The following is a 17647-nucleotide window of genomic DNA, read 5'->3' as shown; positions in this document are numbered from 1 at the left end:
AGTGAATTCAGTTTCACTTTTCACAAACATCACTGACGGCATCTATATTTTCCTTATAGAATTTATTTGATGAGTACTTATATTTCCACAGCCAAAGTAATAACGCGACAATAGAAATTAAAGAAAGCACTTCTGTGTTAATCGCCACCGGAAAATAACGCATAACCAGAACCGTTAATCCTGCGCCAAGACTGACGGACAACTCTTTTATTAACAGAGAATTTTCTTGCGCTGCACAATAGTCAATATAACTCAATGCACATTCAGCAATTGATAGTATTGTTAGCCATACCGCTGCTCCCCAAAAAGTATAAACATGGAAAATGCCAGGTACTGCCAAAACGATCAAACCAAGAAGTATAATCACTATCGACATCAGCATTGCTTTATCGCCACTGCGATTAATAAGCGCCATTAATGGTATCTGTATTAATGCAACAATTGCGCTGTTAAAGATGATCATCATGCCATACCAGGCTGGTAGAGTCTGTCGATGAACCAGAATTTCCTGCGGCAGGATAGAGAATACCGCAAATAATTTAACCCCAGTAACAATCCCTGCTAATACCCATTTCAACTTTCCAGATTTGGCAAAGTTCTTCGTCAGTAGCGTCTGCGCCGTCAGGTCACTTGATAAACTAAAATGGCGTGCGGTTGGTAAACAAACGAGCAATAAAGCAGCAATTACAATATAAAATAATAATGGACTCCAGTGCGGATAGAGTAATAATAACCCGGCACACAGACTGCCGAGATTAAGCATAATTTTATTATTAGCCGCTCCTGCCGGGGTTCTGGCCGCATCATTCTTCACGATATAACCCAGCACGGCGACACCATAGCTAAAGAGGACCACCGCCAGCCAATTGACGCCCGTTGCAACATTTAGTGCTAATAATACTATTCCCAGCAGCGACACCGACAGAGTAACTATTAATGCACGTTGACCAAACAGACCTAGCGTCAATGGGGTCAATATCAACAGAAACCGATAACCAAAAGCCAGTAAGGCATTACTGGCCGTGTCTAACCAAACATTGGCCTGCCCGAGCAGGGAAAACAGGGCAATTGCAGAGACCATCCGTAGTAACAATAGCTGGGCGGAAGACGTTCCCAACTTTTTGATAAATAATAAATAAAAGTTATTTTTTGCCGCTGTCATACACTCATCTTCAGAACCACAATTGATGGGCTAAAGATATATCGCGTTAGAGTAGTACTGTTCATAGAATGTTTAGCGAAATATTCGCTTTCCTTACAGGTAAAATCTCCGGTACAGTTCGAAGAGTCAAGGCAAGTATCAGAGGTAGCCCCATTTTTAGCTTATCCCAACTACAACTGGTGAATGGCACTGCCAAAGTCACCCAGATTGTTGATTTTATCAGCGCGGCAATCATCGGCGGCCAATTATTACCAGGCAGTCGTTTACCTTCCCTGAGGGAATTCTGCGACCAGGTTGAAACCAGTAAATTTACCGTTGTGGAAGCACTGGAACGTTTGCGTGCCAGAGGACTGATCACCTCTATTCAGGGAAGAGGATATTTTGTCAGCCATGCACGGCAAACGACTGAGATTGACGCCGACAAGCCTCTTTCGTTAGTCAGCCCCGATCTGCATTCAAGACTGAAACACGCTTTTGCAAAAAGTAGCGATATTCTTCGTCCTGGATGCGGTTTTTTGCCTGAAGAGTGGTTGGATACTGAGTTTTTCCGTAAAGCGCTACGCCAAATTATCCGCAAACCGCAGCTAAAATTTTCTGAGTACGGTAATCCACGAGGATACCTTCCATTGAGAAAAACACTGCAGATGAAAATGAATGAGGCGGGAATTAGCGTACCGGTTGAGCAGATTATTATGGCGAATAGCACCATGAATGCCATCGACATGCTGTTCCGTATTCTGATCAAACCTGGCGATACCGTGCTGATTGACGACCCTTGCTATTTCAATTTTCGCGCCAGTCTGAGTCAGCATCAGGCCAATGTTGTCTTTATCCCTCGCGGCCATACAGGGGTTGATATTGATGAGCTTGAAACCTTATTAAAAGAGTCCCGGCCCAGGGCTTATCTCACCTCCGGACTAATGCACAACCCCACCGGGCAAAGTTATAGTCTGGAAGAGATGTTTGCTTTAATCACCGTATTAAACCGCTACGATTGTCATCTCATTGAAGATGACCTGTATCATGACCTGATGGAACCGGCAACCAAGCCAATGTCGGCGCTTGCCGGGCTCACTAATGCCAGTTATATATCCGGCTTCTCAAAATTGCTGAGCGCCAATATGCGGGTTGCCTATATTGCAACGAACCCATTGCTGGCTGAAAAATTAGTACAGCTAAAACAGCAGACTGGCGGCGTCACCTGTGAATTTACCGAGCAGACATTACATCAATTCTTCCGTGACGGTAGCTATAATCGCCATCAGCGCCGGCTTATTGGTAATTTGAGTGACGTCTCCTCGCGGGTAAAAAGCTGGCTTCAGGAAGCAGGTTGTCGTTTCCCGGTCGTCCATTCTTACGGGTTGTTTTTATGGGCTGAATTGCCTGAACATATCGATAGTGAAACGCTGGCTGAAAGAGCATTAGCGCAGGGTCTGGCTCTGGCGCCAGGTACGCTGTTTTGTCAAAAAGCAGAAGGGCTACGCTATATGCGCTTTAATATCGCCCATAGCCACAATGATAAAGTTGCCGCGCTGGTTACCCGGTTACTAAAACCCTAATCCCTTGCTGAGACAAACCTGACTATGTGGTTTGTCTCAATACCTTAGGCTGACCCCATCTGACCAGTAAAACAAAAAAGCCTGATGATACATTAGCATCATCAGGCTTTTTGATAACTTCACGAAGCGTGACTTCATGAAGTACTGAATTTGGCTCCTCTGACTGGACTCGAACCAGTGACATACGGATTAACAGTCCGCCGTTCTACCGACTGAACTACAGAGGAATCGTGTGAACGGGGCGAATATTAGCGACCACGCTCAGCCATGTCAAAGATGTTTTTTATAATGGTGTTCGTTTGCCGATTTATTCTTCACTTCGTCTAAAAAGTAACACTTATCCAGTATATTCATGACTTTTCTTCCAGCCGAGCCTTTAATCGCGGGTACTTCCACAACCAACGCCCGGTGATCATCCGGCGATAGAACAACAGGCCACGCACCGCCCAGTCGAGCACCATACCCAGCCAGACGCCGATGACGCCCATGCCCAGCATAATCCCCAGCGTATAGCCAGCTACCACCCGGCAGCCCCACATACCCAGCATCGACACCCACATGGTGTAACGCACGTCGCGCGCGCCTTTAAAGGCGCAGGGCAAGGTCCAGGAGAGCGACCAAATTGGCATAAACAGGGCATTGAGCCACAATAACTCTTTAACCACCACTTTTACGTCTTCTTCGCTGGTGTAGAACGAAGCGATCAGGCCAGCGAACGGCGCGGTGCCCCAGGCAATAAGCGTCAGAATAATAGTCGACAGCCAGAACACGAACCAGGCCTGACGTTCCGCCTGACCAACCTGCCCTTTCCCCAGCCGTTTACCGGTAATAATGGTAGAAGCCGATCCCAGCGCGTTACCCGGCAGGTTAATTAACGAAGCCACCGAGAAGGCAATAAAGTTCCCGGCGATGACGTTGGTCCCCATACCGGCAACAAACATCTGCGTCAGCAGCTTGCCGCCGTTAAACAGTACCGATTCGATGCTCGCCGGGATACCAATACCCATCACCTCCCAGATAATGGCAAAGTTAAACGGCTTAAAGTAACTCTTCAGCGAAATACGCAGCGCCGGGTTAAAACCTGTCATCAATACCCAAATGGTTGCCAACGCGCCAATATAGCGGGCAATAGTCAGCCCCAACCCGGCGCCGACAAAGCCGAGCCCCGGCCAGGAGAAGATGCCGTAAATCAGGATACTGCTGATAATAATATTGAGAATATTCATCCCGCCGTTAATCAACAGCGGTATTTTGGTGGTCCCCGCGCCGCGAAGCGCGCCGCTACCAATTAAGGCAATGGCAGCCGCTGGATAGCTCAGCACGGTCAGTTCGAGATAGGTTAGGGCCAGCGCTTTAACCTGAACCGTGGCGTCGCCGGCAACGATATCGATAATCTGCTGGCCAAAGGCGTGAATAACCGCCGCCAGCACGATTGAGAACAAGGTCATGATCGCCAGCGATTGCCGCGCAGCCGCCCTCGCCCGTTTTCTGTCGCGCTTGCCGAGGCTGAAGGCCACTACCACGGTGGTGCCAAGATCAATCGCGGCAAAGAACGACATGATGACCATATTAAAGCTGTCGGCCAGGCCCACCCCGGCCATCGCTTCTTTGCCGAGCCAGCTTACAAGGAAAGTACTCAGCACGCCCATCAATAATACGCAGGCGTTTTCCAGCAGGATCGGTACGGCAAGGGGACTGATTTCACGCCAGTAGAGCACACGATAGCTCTTGCGCTTTTTAAACCAGGACGTGCGCGCTACGGCCTGGCGTACTGCTGAAGTGACGTTCAAGGGAGACCTTAGTGAGAAGAGTTGAAACAACATTTCAAATGATGATTGAGAAATGCTAATCCTGCAAAGTATTTTTCCTGGTAAATTGTCGGCAAATACGACAAATTGTTGATAGATGCGGCAGGCGTGACGCTGCAGTTGAATTGATGTTTGACAAAAATTTTTTCGCCGCTAAGATACCACTCCACACGATTCCTCTGTAGTTCAGTCGGTAGAACGGCGGACTGTTAATCCGTATGTCACTGGTTCGAGTCCAGTCAGAGGAGCCAGATTCAAAAAAGCCTGCTTACGAGCAGGCTTTTTTATTTCCACAACTTTAGCTTTTCATCCCTCTGAATTCGCTCAAATTTTCGTTTAAAAAGTAATAAAATCACCGCTACTGCTGAATTTACCAGCGAACGATCGCAAAAGACGTATTCTCCTTTGACATCCCGTAACACACTCGCTAACATGCGCCCCGTTCACACGATTCCTCTGTAGTTCAGTCGGTAGAACGGCGGACTGTTAATCCGTATGTCACTGGTTCGAGTCCAGTCAGAGGAGCCAGATTCAGAAAAGCCTGCTTACGAGCAGGCTTTTTGCTTTCTTATCGCAATACTTTCAATCTATCTCTATTCAGAAATTATCTACGCGTTCGATCATTCGTATTTGATGCTGTGCTCATCCTGCAGCCTGATTTTCACCAGCACCGCACCCAGCAACGCCAGATCCGCCAGCACCGCCAGAGCGTAGACAAAGCCTCCCTTTCCTGAATCGGCATAGTGATTGGTTAGCAGAATCGCCAGGGTAATAAAAACGATACTCGCTATCGTCGGGATGTTCGGCATCATCCCCAAAAAACCTCTTTCTGCCGCATGGGTTTGCCAGACAATGCCCAGCCCTAATCCACCAAAGACGATTCCCGGAATGAGCTCCAGCCAACCGTGTTCGCTATTCCATATCACCAGAACCAGCAACCAACCTATAGCGGACAGCACAAAGGCATAACACGATATTGTCACGCTATAATGCGCTGGCCACGGCTGCCAACGCCCGATTGCATAGCCAACAGCAAAAGCTCCCGCCAGCGCCAATAGCAACGCCAAACTGGCGATAGCGCCGATGATGGCGGAAATGCTCAATAACAGCGCGCCTGCCGCGAATAAGCTGCTTAGCGCGATAGCTTGCGCACGCGGTTCAGCACCGGATGTCGCTACCGCAGCACGCGGGTGCAGGAAAATACTCATTTTTCACTCCTGACATTCTCAAACGATGATGAATTAAATTCAGCTCTTATTTCACATTTCAGTAGACTAGCGCCTGTATAATTACCCACACAAACGCATAGATTTCAGCCATAGATGAGAAAAACTCAGCCATGAGAAAAAACCGTCTCCCCCCGCTGGGCGCGCTACGCGCCTTTCATGCCGTTGCCCGCTGCCGCAGTTTTAAACGCGCCGCCGATATGCTCGGGGTGAGCGCTACCGCAGTAAGTCATCAAATCAAGCTGCTGGAATCTGTGCTGGAGTGCCGGGTCTGTGAACGCAATGCCCTTGGCGTCAGCCTTACCGAAAGCGGCGAAATTCTCTATGTCGGAACCCAGCGCGCCTTTAGCGCGCTGGAAGTGGCTACCGCGCAAATTGTTCGCTCACACCAGCCGCCGTCGCTCACCGTCACCACGACTTCCAACTTTCTGACTCACTGGCTGGTACCGAGACTGGCAGCATTTAAAGCGAAATTCCCCGCCATTGACCTGCGGCTACATACCAGCGTCGAACGGGTGGATCTCAACCAGCGCAGCGTGGATGTCGCGATTCGCTATCGTGAAACGCCGGAGCGCGAACTGCACTGTACCTTGCTACATGAAGACCGATTTATCGTCGTCGCCAGCCCCGCGCTGGGTATTACACGGCTGGAGGATTTGCATCACGCGACCCTGTTCCACGTTGAACATCGTCACGTTCCGGCAGATTCGCCGGGCTGGGAGAACTGGCAACGCCGCTACGGACCACCGCAGCTGAATATCGACGCAGGGTTAACCTTCAGCGACGAGACGCATGCGCTACAGGCGGCGGTGGCGGGACAAGGCGTGGTGATTGCCAGCGAACTGCTGGCGCGCGATCTGTTGCAACGCGGGGTATTAACGGCGCCATTTGAAATGTTCTTACCGGGAGCAAACTATTATCTGGTGGCGACACAAGAGTTAGCCCAGCGCGCCGATATCAGCGCCTTGCGGGACTGGTTACTGCAGCAGATAGCGATGAGTTGAAACCAGAGATAGAGGCAGATATCGGACGATATCTGCCTGACTGAATTTTTACCAACCGCAGACGTTAGTCTCTTCGTCAGACTCATAACCGCGCACAATATTGATGAGCTCTTTCACCGCATCAGCGGCATGCAGTGGATCCTGAAGCGCCTCGATTGCAGCAAAATCTTTATCTACCGATACACCGTTATTATTGTTCGTCACCATCAGGCTGAACCCTTTGCCCTGTGCGTTATCGGTTGAAAGATCGTGAAGCAATTCCGCTACTGCCTGAACCGCGATATCAGGGACATAAAGCGCCATCGGCTTGAGATAAGTTTTCTCTCGTTTTTCATTATTGTTGTTATTGACTATCGCTAATGAGTAACCTTTATTTTCACTGTTCATAGACTCAACTTATCCCTCAATCAGAATTTTAGGGTCGACGTAAAAATCGACATTAAATACAGTATCGTCAGTTAATGCCTCAATGCAGTGCCATTTTTCCGGAGGAAAGACACCAAACTGCCCCGCTTCAATAGTCATCGTTTCAACAGGGTCTGGGCTCGTTTCATCGGCATAACCATAATAGCGTATTGCGCCCTGCATCACCGATAAACGCGGGTAGACGCCCTGTCGCGTACCGGCATCAAGATGGCGCTTCCAGATGGACGCGGGCGCGGTCTCTTTGGTCCACATGGGGGTGGAACGGGTCTGAACATAATGGGTAGGTATAATGATTCGTTGCATGATTTGCCTCTCTTTCCGCGCCGTGAAATAGCGCCGCGAATGGAACGATATATTGCATATCATATACCCCTTTCAATTGCTAAGGTATTATTTTTTCGAATCTATTTTACCTACCACTATTTATACCCATTACGGATTATCGTTATTTAAAATATAAAAAAGCGCCAGTGATAGTTCACCGGCGCCAGTTTAAAGACTGAGGATTATCTTGTTTCAGTTGTTATTTAACTGCCCCGGCTTGCCAATTAAATAGCCCTGAACGAGATCGCAACCCAATTGTTGCAGCGAGGTTAATTGTTCCTCGGTTTCAACACCTTCGGCGACAATGCGCATATGTAAGCTTTTCCCCATACTGATGATCAGGCGCACAATATCGAGGTCATCTTTTTGCATAGGTATATTGACCACAAACGAGCGATCAATTTTGATCTTATCAAAGGGGAAATAACTTAACCGTGACAATGACGAATACCCGGTGCCAAAATCGTCAATCGAAATCTGAATCCCCTGCTCGCGTAACTGGCTGAGGATCTCCAGCGAGCGCGTATTTTCGTTAAATACATCAGATTCCGTAATCTCAAGATCAAGGCGCCGCGGGTCGAGGCCCGTCTTCTTTAGCACCGCAACCACCGTGTCTGTGAGTGAGGTATTGATAAGTTGAATCGGTGAGACGTTAACCGAAACTTTCAGTGGTTGCTCCCAGCGGGCCGCTTCCTCACAGGCGGTCTTCAGCACCCACTCGCCAAGTTGGTTAATCAGGCCGGTTTTCTCCGCCACCGGGATAAATTCCGTAGGCGGTACCATGCCCCGCAGCGGATGAAACCAGCGAACCAGCGCTTCGTAACCATAAATTTCACGCGACACCGTGTCGGCGATCGGCTGGTAGTAAACCTTGAACTGGTCATTTTCCAGCGCATGCAGCAGATCGTCCTCAAAGGATTTGTTGTCCTGTAAACGTTGCAACATGCCGGGACGGAAAATCTCCACATGTCCCGCACCGGATTTTTTCGCTTCATACAACGCCAGATCGGCACATTTGTATAAGTAATCAGTGCGGCTTTCAGCATCGGAGATTACGATGCCAATGCAAGCCCCGATGTTAATTAATGAATCGTAGATCTGGTACGGCTGGCTGATTTTCTCGCGGATCACATCCGCCCGCTCCAGCGCCATTTCTTCGCTCAGATCCTGCGATACCAGGGCAAATTCGTCGCCGCCAAGCCGGTACAGCGTCTCTGATGTTTTACGGAAGAACGACAGGCGGCTGGCGAGCTCCTGCAGCAGTTTGTCACCAGCATCATGCCCCAGGGTATCGTTAACATCTTTAAAATTATCCAGGTCGAACAACATAACCACTGCGCAACCATGATAAGGTTTCACATGATTGACGACTTCCTGTAGCCTCTGCCAGAAAGAGAGGCGATTAGGCATGCCTGTTAACGAATCGTGATAAGCATCATATTGCAACCGGCGGTTCTGTACCTGCAGTTTCTCTTTCGATAGCTGCAAATCATTCGCGAGCAATTTCATGCGCACATGAGCGCGGCGCAAGTTGTTATTTTGCCGAAGCATCAATAGCCCAAGAGTGATACACATCGTAATCAGCAAGATTGAAATCACCGAATAGATGTAATAGAGATGCTGAATCTTATCGTGCGTAAGATTAACGACATCAAAGTCCTGCGCCAGGGTCATGGAGGCCAGTGAGGTCATCGGACCATCTAACTTACTCATGGTATGCAGCAGAGTCACCATCTGCTCAGGCGTCATGGTGTCCAGTTGCCGATCGAGTTGATCGAGGATCTGAATCAGACTGGTCACCGTTGCCTGCCGCTGCTCGCTTTTTCTGATGAACTGGCCAAGATCGCCCTGTTGCAGCAGCTCGATCTGACTCATCATTATTTCCAGGCGCAGGCGTACCTCATCGCGGTCGGTCCCCTTCACGTTCAGCGCCAGGGCACTTAAACGAGCCTCGAGACGCATGTATTCGGAGACCATCTGAGACACAGACCACGAGTCGGTATAACGGGTTAATTTTTGCAGCTCACTCTGCCGCTCATGCACCAGATAGGTAATGTATCCGGTGACGATAAAAAGCGACAAAATAATGGCAGTGAGTATTCGATTCAAGATCAGAGCCTTACTCAATTATAATCTTTGAAACCTGCCATGCCGAGCGGGAATAATAGATTTGGTTCTGTAACTCCGCGCTACTATCGTAGGGATAAACAATAAAAAGAGGCCCTTTGTCACGAATGCGCATATATTCACCATTCATCTTCAGCGCCAGGATCACCGGGAATTTATGAAAATCCTCCACTGGTACCTCAGTGGTATAATCGTTAAGGGCCATCACCTTCGCCGTCTTACCTTGCGCGCCCACTAAGTCCATAAGTTTGCTAAGTGAAATACCATCAAAGCGCACTTTCCCTGAATACCACGGAGTGGTGGTGATCACTGTCTCATTGCCCAATTTTTCTAGCGCGGCAATGTCAAATACGGCGGTATCACCTTCGTTTGTATTGGTAATCTTTCCTGAAATGGTTAAAACGGGTTTACCTGTTGGCGCAGGCAGTTTTTCTGCGAAAGCATTGGGTAAAACCAAAACATATAATAAAACTGCAAAAATTAGACGCATATCACCCACCATATCCAGCGTTGGAGATAGTAATTGTAAACCATTTACGTGAATTCTTAAAAGCTGTCCCAGTAGGACCACAAAAATAAAATAGTAGTTATGGTCAACAGTTAACCCACGCCAGTGGTGGAAATTAAATGTTCGATTTAGACATTTTTTACTTTATTGTCTTTCATGCTGGTAAAAAACTTTTCAGCTGCGCTTATGCGCGGTAATCTCCTAACGGCGCAAAGATAAGAAAGCGTCTCATTCAAATAATAACAAGTTAACAACAAACAGGACAGGCATGGACTCAACGCTTATTTCTCCCGACTCCGGCAAGGGGGTTGCTTCTCTTCATCGCGCTCGTCGTGCGGCATGGGGAAGCTTTGCCGGCGCCGTCGTCGACTGGTACGATTTTCTGTTGTACGGCATTACCGCCGCACTGGTGTTCAACCGCGAATTTTTCCCACAAATTGGCCCGGCGATGGGCACGCTCGCAGCCTTCGCGACCTTCGGCGTCGGCTTCCTCTTCCGCCCGCTCGGCGGCATTATCTTCGGCCATTTCGGCGACCGTTTAGGCCGTAAGCGCATGCTGATGATGACCGTGTGGATGATGGGGATCGCCACCGCCTGCATCGGCCTACTGCCTTCCTTTAACCAGATTGGCTGGTGGGCGCCGGTTTTGTTGGTTATTTTACGCGCAGTGCAGGGCTTCGCCGTCGGCGGCGAATGGGGCGGCGCGGCATTGCTGTCGGTTGAAAGCGCGCCAAAAAACAAAAAGGCGTTCTATAGCAGCGGCGTGCAGGTGGGTTATGGCGTCGGTCTGTTACTCTCTACTGGGCTGGTATCGCTTATCAGCAGTTTCACCACCGATGAGCAGTTCCTTAGCTGGGGCTGGCGCCTGCCATTCCTGTTTAGCGTAGTGCTGGTACTGGGGGCATTGTGGATCCGCAACGGCATGAGCGAGTCGGCAGAATTTGAACAACAGCTGCAGAAAACGCCAGCCGCGGTGAAAAAACGCCTGCCGGTACTGGAAGCGTTGGCGCGCCATCCCGGCGCCTTCTTATTGATCATCGCCCTGCGCCTGTGTGAACTGTTAACGATGTACATCGTGACCGCCTTCGCCCTCAACTACTCGACACAAAATCTCGGCCTGCCGCGTGAACTGTTCCTCAATATTGGGTTGCTGGTGGGCGGTATTAGCTGTATTACCATTCCCTGCTTTGCGTGGCTGGCGGATAGGTTTGGCCGCCGTCGTATCTATATTACCGGGGCGCTGATCGGAACATTAAGCGGCTTCCCCTTCTTTATGGCGCTGGAGCAGCACTCGCTGTTCTGGATCCTGTTTTTTGCCCTGATGCTGGCCAACATCGCCCATGATATGGTGGTCTGCGTACAGCAGCCGATGTTTACCGAAATGTTTGGCGCCAGCTATCGTTACAGCGGCGCAGGCGTAGGCTACCAGGTGGCCAGCGTGGTCGGCGGAGGTTTTACGCCATTTATCGCCGCCGCGCTGGTCACCTTCTCTGGCGGGTCATGGCATAGCGTGGCGATTTATCTGACGGTCGGCTGCCTGCTCTCCGCCGTTACGGCGATGTTGATGAAAACCCGCCATCCGGCATAAAAAGGGAGGCTTTATGCGCGAACCACATAACGCAGGCTGTTTGCCCATCCGCTTCAATACCGGCGGATTACCGATTGTCCGTTGCGATGATCCCACGCTTGCCGAACAGCCTCTGTTCGAGCGCGCGCGCCGCGGCGAAGCCGTCGCTCAACTCTGGCAGGCGCCGCAAGGGTTCGTGGTTCCCGGCAGTTACCGGAAATTCGCCAATCTGGCCACCGTCAGTGAATCTTTTGCCGCCCGTGGCTGGCCGGTGTGGATGCGTCGATCCGGAGGCGGGCTGGTGCCGCAGGGACCGGGGATCCTCAACCTGAGTCTTGCCTGGCCGGTAATCCAGCCATTAGGCGAGGCCGCCGAACCCATCTATCTGTTGTTATGTGGAATATTGCAACGCACGCTTTCGACTCTTGGCGTCGAAAGCCATTTTCAGGCCGTCAGCGGTTCTTTTTGCGACGGCCGCTATAATCTGGCCTGCGGTGAGGGAGAAAACGCGCGCAAGATTGCCGGTACCGCTCAATACTGGCGGCCCGTAGCCGAAAGCCAGGGTCACATCGTCTTGGCTCACGCCGTGATATTACTGGATGCCGATCTGCAGGCCGCGCATCAGGCGGCCAATGATATCGAGGCGCTGCTCGGCAGCGGTAAGGTCTACCGCGCGGACAAAACGATTACGCTCGCGGAACAGCTACCGGGCGCAGCGGAACTTACCTCGCGATTTCGTCAGGCGCTGGCCGAACAGCTATGCAAGTTGCCCTGAGTCTTACCCGCGGCGATGAGACTGGCGCACCACCAGCTCGCCGCGTCGCCAGCTTTCCGGATCGCCAATAACGCCATCAATAAGCCGGTTCAGACCCTCTTCCACCAACCGCTCGCGCCGCTGATCGTAGGTAGTGAGCTGCCATTCCGGCGCCGATGCCTCTTCGATATTGTCGAATCCGACGATGCTCATGGTCACGCCGCGTTCACGTAACGCCTGCAGAGCGCCGATCGCCAGAATGTCGTTTTCACAAAACAGCGCGGTTACGCGCTGCGCAACGGGCGTCTCATCAAGATAGGCGCATAGTGCTTCGTAGCCCCGATGGCGTAAATATTCCCCGGCAATTAACTCACAGTTCAGCGCGTAACCGGCCTGCTCCAGAGCCATCTCGTAGCCCTCTTTACGCCTCAGATGGCGGGATGCGGTATCCGGCCCTTTCAGATAACCAAACGAACGGTGCCCCTGCGTCAGCAGCAGTTCACCGATCTCCCTTCCGGCTTCCGCGCCATCAATATTAACAACCTGGATATCGGGATGATCGGTATTACGGCCAATCTGCACTAGCGGTACGCGATGGATTTCAGTGGCAATGGCGATAAGCTCCGGTGTCAGTACTGTTGCCATAAACAGAATGCCGTCGACCTGCAGTTGATAGGCCAGCGACATCGCCATGCGGTTATTTTGTTGTTCGGAAACGTTAATCAGCAGCGCCATGTAGCCACGGCTTTGCAGTTGGCGGGTCACTTCATTGAGGAGCAGCACCATATTGGGGTTACGCAGTTCATCAACCGCCACGCCGATAATATGGGTGCGCTTTTGCGTCAGACTGCGGGCCAACAAATTGGGCCGATAGCCAAGCGTTTTGGCCGCTTTCATCACCGCCTCCCGGGTATTGGGCTGAATAGAAGCCCCGGGGGTAAACGCACGGGATACCGTCCATTTTGAAACCCCAGCTAATAAGGCAACATCGCTAGCGGTCGCTTTCTGTCGTTTAGTGGCGCACATACTCGATTCAACGGTCCTGATGAATGACATCCATAGACCGTAAAATACAGCAAGTTAGAATCCACTCAACTAAAAACGCGCCGCGCCCTCCCCCTACAGAGGGCGCGACCCGTACTTACTGACTCAGCGAGGCGTTGAGCGCATCAATCGAGGTCCGCAAACCCGCCTCAACACTCATCGTCAAATCTTCCATTTCCAGCGAAACATCGCCGTTGTAACCGGTCATGCGCAGCCCCGAGAAAAAGGTTTTCCACCACTGCAGATCCTGGCCGCAGCCGACGGCAACATAATTCCAGGTGCGGTTTTTGGTGTCGGTTACCGGCTTATATTCCAGCAGACCATCAACCTCAGCCAGCCCGCGCTCAATGCGCGCATCTTTGCCATGGACATGATAGATCACCCCTTCCAGCTTACGCACCGCGGCGATCGGGTCTGCGCCCATGGCGATCAGATGGGACGGATCGAGGTTCATACCAATAATACCGCCCACCGCCTGCCGCAGGCGCAGCAACGTGGAGGGGTTATAAACCAGCTGACTCGGGAACTCCTCTAGCGCAATTTGCTCCACGCCGTGTTCGGCGGCATGGCGGGCGAAGTTCTGCCACCAGGGGATTGCCACCTGATTCCACTGGTAGTCGATAACCCCCGGCATATAGTCCGGCCAGGAGACCGTCGATGTGATCCAGTTGGGAATTTTATCTTCTGCACAACCACCCGGCAGGCCGCTCATCATGACGATTTTCTTGACTCCCAGCTTGCCCGCCAGCTCCAGGGTTTTATAGCTGCTGGTGGTGTGTTTCTCGCCTAATGCGCCCGGCGCCAGCGGGTTACCCGAGCAGTTCAGCGCCACGATTCGCATATCGCGCTTCTCCAGCTCGCCGCGGAACGCCGCCAGCTTCGATGGGGAAGCCAGCAGTTCATCGGTGGCAACATGCGGACAGGGCGACCAGCCGCCGGCGGTCATTTCAACACCGCTAATGCCATATTGCTTCACGCGATCGAGCATTTGCACAAAACTCAGCTCGGCAAGAACATCGGTACAGAGTGCCAGTTTCATTTTCTATCCTTGTTTATTTTGTATCGTCGAGGACCTGCATAAACGCTTCTTTGCTGTCGGCAGCGGCCAGTAGCGTCGTTTTGACTTCATCGTCGAGCAGATCCGCCAGATCGGCGATAACATCGATATGTTGGTTATTTTTTGCCGCCACGGCGACCACCAGAAAAGCCACCTTCCCCTCGCCCCAGCCCACGCCGTCGGGGAATTGAAACAGCTGAAAACCGGTTTGCAGGACCTGGTCGATGCCGTCTTTCGCACAGTGGGGCATGGCCACGCCGGCGCCCAGCCAGGTTGATAGCATTTTTTCCCGTTCAACCATTGAGGCGAAAAAGCCTTCGCCCACGTAGCCGCTGGCCTGTAGCGCATCGGCAGCAATACGCAGCGCCTTGCGTTTTGAATTCGCCCGACAGCCAATAAAAATGTCGTCTTGCTTCAGGGTTAACATGGTTTTTCTCCGCGCCGCTGGCTGATTAACGATACAACGCCGGGCATTCCGGCAGCGTAACGCGGTGGGTTTGGCCATCGCGTAGCGACGCTAAGCCAGCATCGCAGACTTTCGCCACCACAAAACCGTCCCAGGATGAAGGCCCACTCATTGCGGCTCCCGCGCTGACCCGGTCGATAAAGTGCTGTACTTCACGGTCATAGGCGGTGGCAAAACGCTCCATACAAGTTCTGGCAATGGCGCGGGCGTAACCCTGTGCCGAACGCGTGGTACATAGCGACTGTTCGGTCAATGCGCTAATCGCATTCTCCCCCACCACTTCACAACGGATGTCATAGCCATAATCACAGTTCACGAACAGTTCATCATCGATACGCACGCCGGAGGCAGTTTCAAAAATCACGATCAGCGGATCCTGCAAATGGGCACAGGCGCGGCGGGTTTTCTTGCGTGGTTTATCCACACGCACCGAAACGATATCTTCATTTAGCAGATAGCGAATAATGTCGATTTCGTGGGTCGCCGAGTCATTGATGGCCATCTCAAGGGTGTAGCTTTCCGGCACTGAGGCGTTTCGGTGCGCGCAGTGCATGAGTAGAACCTCGCCCAGCGCACCGCTATCCAGCGTGGCCTTTAGCTGGTTATAACCGGGGTCAAAGCGACGCATAAAGCCGAGCTGGAGCAGGCGTTTGCCGTGGGCGACTTCGGCATCAATAACCGCCTGCGCTTCTGCAGCGGTTGGGGTCAGCGGTTTCTCGCAAAACACCGGTTTCCCCAACTTCATTGCCGCGAGGATTTGCTGTTGATGAACCGGGCCGATAGAGCAGATAAAGACCGCATCGACCTCATCGGAGTGGATCATCTCTACGGCGTCATACCATGCCGTAGCACCATATTCGCGGGCGATACCATCGGTAACTTCGCGGTTGATATCGCATACGGCGCTGACGCGGGCGTTTTTAATCACCGTCCGGAAGCGCTGTAGATGATCGCGCCCAATCATTCCCAATCCAATTAAACCGATATTCACAGTCATATGTTCCTCCATGTCGCTAATTTAGAATCTGAATTTTTGCTCAATTTGCTCAAGGGTTAATCCGCGGGTTTCCGGCAGATATTTCACCAACAGCATCAACATGATCAGATTGGTGCCAGCAAAGACGCCGAAGGTCATGCCGCCGCCGTAGTGGTTAAGTAAAATCGGGAATACCGACTGGATGATGAAGTCGAAGATCCACAGGCCGAAGACCGATAATCCCATCCCCAGGCCGCGCATCCGTAGCGGATAAATTTCGGCCAGCATCAGCCAGAAGACCGGCGCTATCCAGCCCTGCATAAAAATCAGGAACATCAGCATTAAGCCAAGGATGATGTAGCTGGCACCGGCAAAGTTCGCGTGCAGGCTGCTAACGCCTTCAATCGTTTCAAGGTGAAAAAAGAACTTAAACGAGAGGCCGATCGATACCAGGCTGAGGGTGACACCGATCTGCCCGGTAAAGAACATTTTGCGCCGGGAATGTTTACCGATTAACAGCATGCCCAGCAGTGTCGCCAGTATCGAGACCACGCCGTTGGCGACCGCGCCGGTTACCGCAGCGGCATCGCCAAGGCCGGTCGCCTTCAGCACCGTCGGTGCGTAGTACATGATGGTATTCACCCCGGTAACTCGAGTCGCCAGGACGATCATCAGGCCAATCAATATCAATTGAAGCACCCATTTCTTTTTGACCTCGTCAATGAACCTTCCGTGCACGGAATCGACCTGGTTTACCCGTTCGATATCACGGATTTCCGCTTCCACCTCCTGCGGATGACGTAGCGTTCTCAATACTTCCACCGCCTTGTCGGCCCGCCCCTGGCGAATAAAGAAGCGCGGAGATTCCGGCATCATCAGCATGCCAATCCACAATAGCGCCCCAGGTAGCGCCGGGATCGCCAGCATCAGGCGCCAGTTGTGCGACATATCGGGATAGAAGTTCACAATCGCGGCATTGACCGAATAAGCCAGAAATTGACCGCTAACGATCATCAACTCATTCACCGTCACCAACCGTTCACGCTGCGAGGGGCGCGCCAGCTCGGAAATATAGATTGGAACCGTTACGGAGGCGCAGCCCACCGCCAGCCCGAGAATAAAGCGCGCGATAATCATCGACGACATATCCCAGGCGCAAGCGGTACCCAGCGCACCGAAGATAAAGATAATCGCCACCCAAAGAATGTTTTTCCGCCGTCCCTGACGGTCAGAGAGCCAGCCGCCAGCCACCGAACCGATAGCAGCGCCAAACAGTAAAAACGAGGTCACCAGACCTTCCTGCAGCGAGCTTAGGCCGAGATCGTTTTTCATAAATATCAGCGCGCCGGAAATCACGCCGGTGTCATAACCAAAGCACAGCCCGCCAATGGTGGAAACCAGGGTTATGAGCCTGATGCGTTTGTCACTTGCCAACTTACGACTTTCAGTTATCACATGATCGGTCATTTTTTAGTCCTGTCAGGGATGAGCGTTCTATCGTTTTGTTTTTATGAAAAAATGTCGCGGGATGCCGTCTATCGCGACGTTTTCCGCTAGCGAAAATCAGGCCACTCTTTTTGCACCCGGGTGCATAATTTAACAAATTGTTATACTCTTTAGGTTTAAAAAATCCATATCA

16 protein-coding genes and 3 tRNA genes are annotated in these 17647 nt (G+C 51.5%); 6 read left to right on the top strand and 13 right to left on the bottom strand.

The genetic code is table 11. From position 1 onward, the window contains the following. Positions 1 to 13: 13 nt before the first annotated feature. A complete protein-coding gene (locus ABLU78_RS23040; RefSeq protein WP_048228981.1) occupies positions 14 to 1162 on the bottom strand; it encodes a hypothetical protein in 1149 nt (382 codons plus the stop codon). Between the two features lie 68 nt (positions 1163 to 1230). Here ABLU78_RS23040 and ABLU78_RS23035 point away from each other — a divergent pair, with 68 nt between their 5' ends. Next, entirely contained in the window at positions 1231 to 2721 is a 1491-nt protein-coding gene (locus ABLU78_RS23035; protein WP_223575817.1) for a PLP-dependent aminotransferase family protein, read from the top strand. Between the two features lie 151 nt (positions 2722 to 2872). On the opposite strand, the gene ABLU78_RS23030 is transcribed toward ABLU78_RS23035, so the two are convergent. Beyond that, a tRNA-Asn gene (locus tag ABLU78_RS23030) sits at positions 2873 to 2948 on the bottom strand. Between the two features lie 123 nt (positions 2949 to 3071). Beyond that, the gene (locus ABLU78_RS23025) at positions 3072 to 4511 is read right to left on the bottom strand and encodes an EmmdR/YeeO family multidrug/toxin efflux MATE transporter (protein WP_015365870.1); all 1440 of its coding nucleotides are present in this window, start codon (positions 4509 to 4511) and stop codon (positions 3072 to 3074) included. 193 nt (positions 4512 to 4704) lie between these two features. On the opposite strand from ABLU78_RS23025, the gene ABLU78_RS23020 reads away from it, so the two are divergent. Together ABLU78_RS23020 and ABLU78_RS23015 are read left to right on the top strand one after the other, a co-directional pair. Beyond that, a tRNA-Asn gene (locus tag ABLU78_RS23020) sits at positions 4705 to 4780 on the top strand. Between the two features lie 201 nt (positions 4781 to 4981). Further along, positions 4982 to 5057: transfer RNA gene (locus ABLU78_RS23015), tRNA-Asn, on the top strand. Between the two features lie 92 nt (positions 5058 to 5149). Here the strand turns inward: ABLU78_RS23015 and ABLU78_RS23010 are convergent. Then, positions 5150 to 5737 (bottom strand): hypothetical protein, encoded by a 588-nt coding sequence (locus ABLU78_RS23010; protein WP_048228983.1) that lies wholly within the window; start codon positions 5735 to 5737, stop codon positions 5150 to 5152. 131 nt (positions 5738 to 5868) lie between these two features. Here ABLU78_RS23010 and ABLU78_RS23005 point away from each other — a divergent pair, with 131 nt between their 5' ends. Next, entirely contained in the window at positions 5869 to 6759 is an 891-nt protein-coding gene (locus tag ABLU78_RS23005; protein ID WP_048228985.1) for a LysR substrate-binding domain-containing protein, read from the top strand. 48 nt (positions 6760 to 6807) lie between these two features. Here ABLU78_RS23005 and ABLU78_RS23000 read toward each other — a convergent pair whose 3' ends face one another. From ABLU78_RS23000 to ABLU78_RS22985, 4 genes are all read right to left on the bottom strand, one after another. Then, a complete protein-coding gene (locus tag ABLU78_RS23000; RefSeq protein ID WP_048228986.1) occupies positions 6808 to 7146 on the bottom strand; it encodes a DUF1869 domain-containing protein in 339 nt (112 codons plus the stop codon). A gap of 9 nt (positions 7147 to 7155) precedes the next feature. After that, entirely contained in the window at positions 7156 to 7488 is a 333-nt protein-coding gene (locus tag ABLU78_RS22995; protein ID WP_015706013.1) for a DUF1971 domain-containing protein, read from the bottom strand. Positions 7489 to 7701: 213 nt separating this feature from the next. Then, the gene (locus tag ABLU78_RS22990; protein ID WP_015706014.1) at positions 7702 to 9618 is read right to left on the bottom strand and encodes an EAL domain-containing protein; all 1917 of its coding nucleotides are present in this window, start codon (positions 9616 to 9618) and stop codon (positions 7702 to 7704) included. Positions 9619 to 9628: 10 nt separating this feature from the next. Continuing rightward, positions 9629 to 10126: a molybdopterin-dependent oxidoreductase gene (locus ABLU78_RS22985; RefSeq protein ID WP_048229313.1), complete on the bottom strand. Its 498-nt coding sequence runs from the start codon at positions 10124 to 10126 to the stop codon at positions 9629 to 9631. Positions 10127 to 10412: 286 nt separating this feature from the next. Here ABLU78_RS22985 and shiA point away from each other — a divergent pair, with 286 nt between their 5' ends. Next, positions 10413 to 11732, top strand: a complete 1320-nt coding sequence (gene shiA / locus ABLU78_RS22980) for a shikimate transporter (protein ID WP_032711963.1) — start codon at positions 10413 to 10415, stop codon at positions 11730 to 11732. Positions 11733 to 11745: 13 nt separating this feature from the next. After that, positions 11746 to 12486, top strand: a complete 741-nt coding sequence (locus ABLU78_RS22975; protein ID WP_048228989.1) for a lipoate--protein ligase A — start codon at positions 11746 to 11748, stop codon at positions 12484 to 12486. A gap of 3 nt (positions 12487 to 12489) precedes the next feature. On the opposite strand, the gene ABLU78_RS22970 is transcribed toward ABLU78_RS22975, so the two are convergent. The 5 genes from ABLU78_RS22970 to ABLU78_RS22950 form a co-directional block, all read right to left on the bottom strand. Beyond that, a complete protein-coding gene (locus ABLU78_RS22970; RefSeq protein ID WP_048228992.1) occupies positions 12490 to 13491 on the bottom strand; it encodes a LacI family DNA-binding transcriptional regulator in 1002 nt (333 codons plus the stop codon). A 115-nt stretch (positions 13492 to 13606) separates the two neighbouring features. After that, entirely contained in the window at positions 13607 to 14548 is a 942-nt protein-coding gene (locus tag ABLU78_RS22965) for a sugar phosphate isomerase/epimerase (RefSeq protein WP_048228995.1), read from the bottom strand. Between the two features lie 13 nt (positions 14549 to 14561). Beyond that, on the bottom strand, positions 14562 to 14993 hold the full coding sequence (locus ABLU78_RS22960; protein ID WP_047057514.1) for a PTS sugar transporter subunit IIA: 432 nt from the start codon (positions 14991 to 14993) through the stop codon (positions 14562 to 14564). Between the two features lie 25 nt (positions 14994 to 15018). Beyond that, entirely contained in the window at positions 15019 to 16029 is a 1011-nt protein-coding gene (locus ABLU78_RS22955; RefSeq protein WP_047057513.1) for a Gfo/Idh/MocA family oxidoreductase, read from the bottom strand. Between the two features lie 21 nt (positions 16030 to 16050). Continuing rightward, a complete protein-coding gene (locus ABLU78_RS22950; protein ID WP_048228997.1) occupies positions 16051 to 17475 on the bottom strand; it encodes a sugar porter family MFS transporter in 1425 nt (474 codons plus the stop codon). Between the last annotated feature and the right edge of the window lie 172 nt (positions 17476 to 17647).

This window comes from Klebsiella sp. JN_Kp122 (genome assembly GCF_040062085.1).
Classification (GTDB): Bacteria; Pseudomonadota; Gammaproteobacteria; order Enterobacterales; family Enterobacteriaceae; genus Klebsiella; species Klebsiella aerogenes.
Note: the sequence above shows the minus strand (reverse complement) of the source record. Positions and strands in the feature narration are given on the sequence as shown.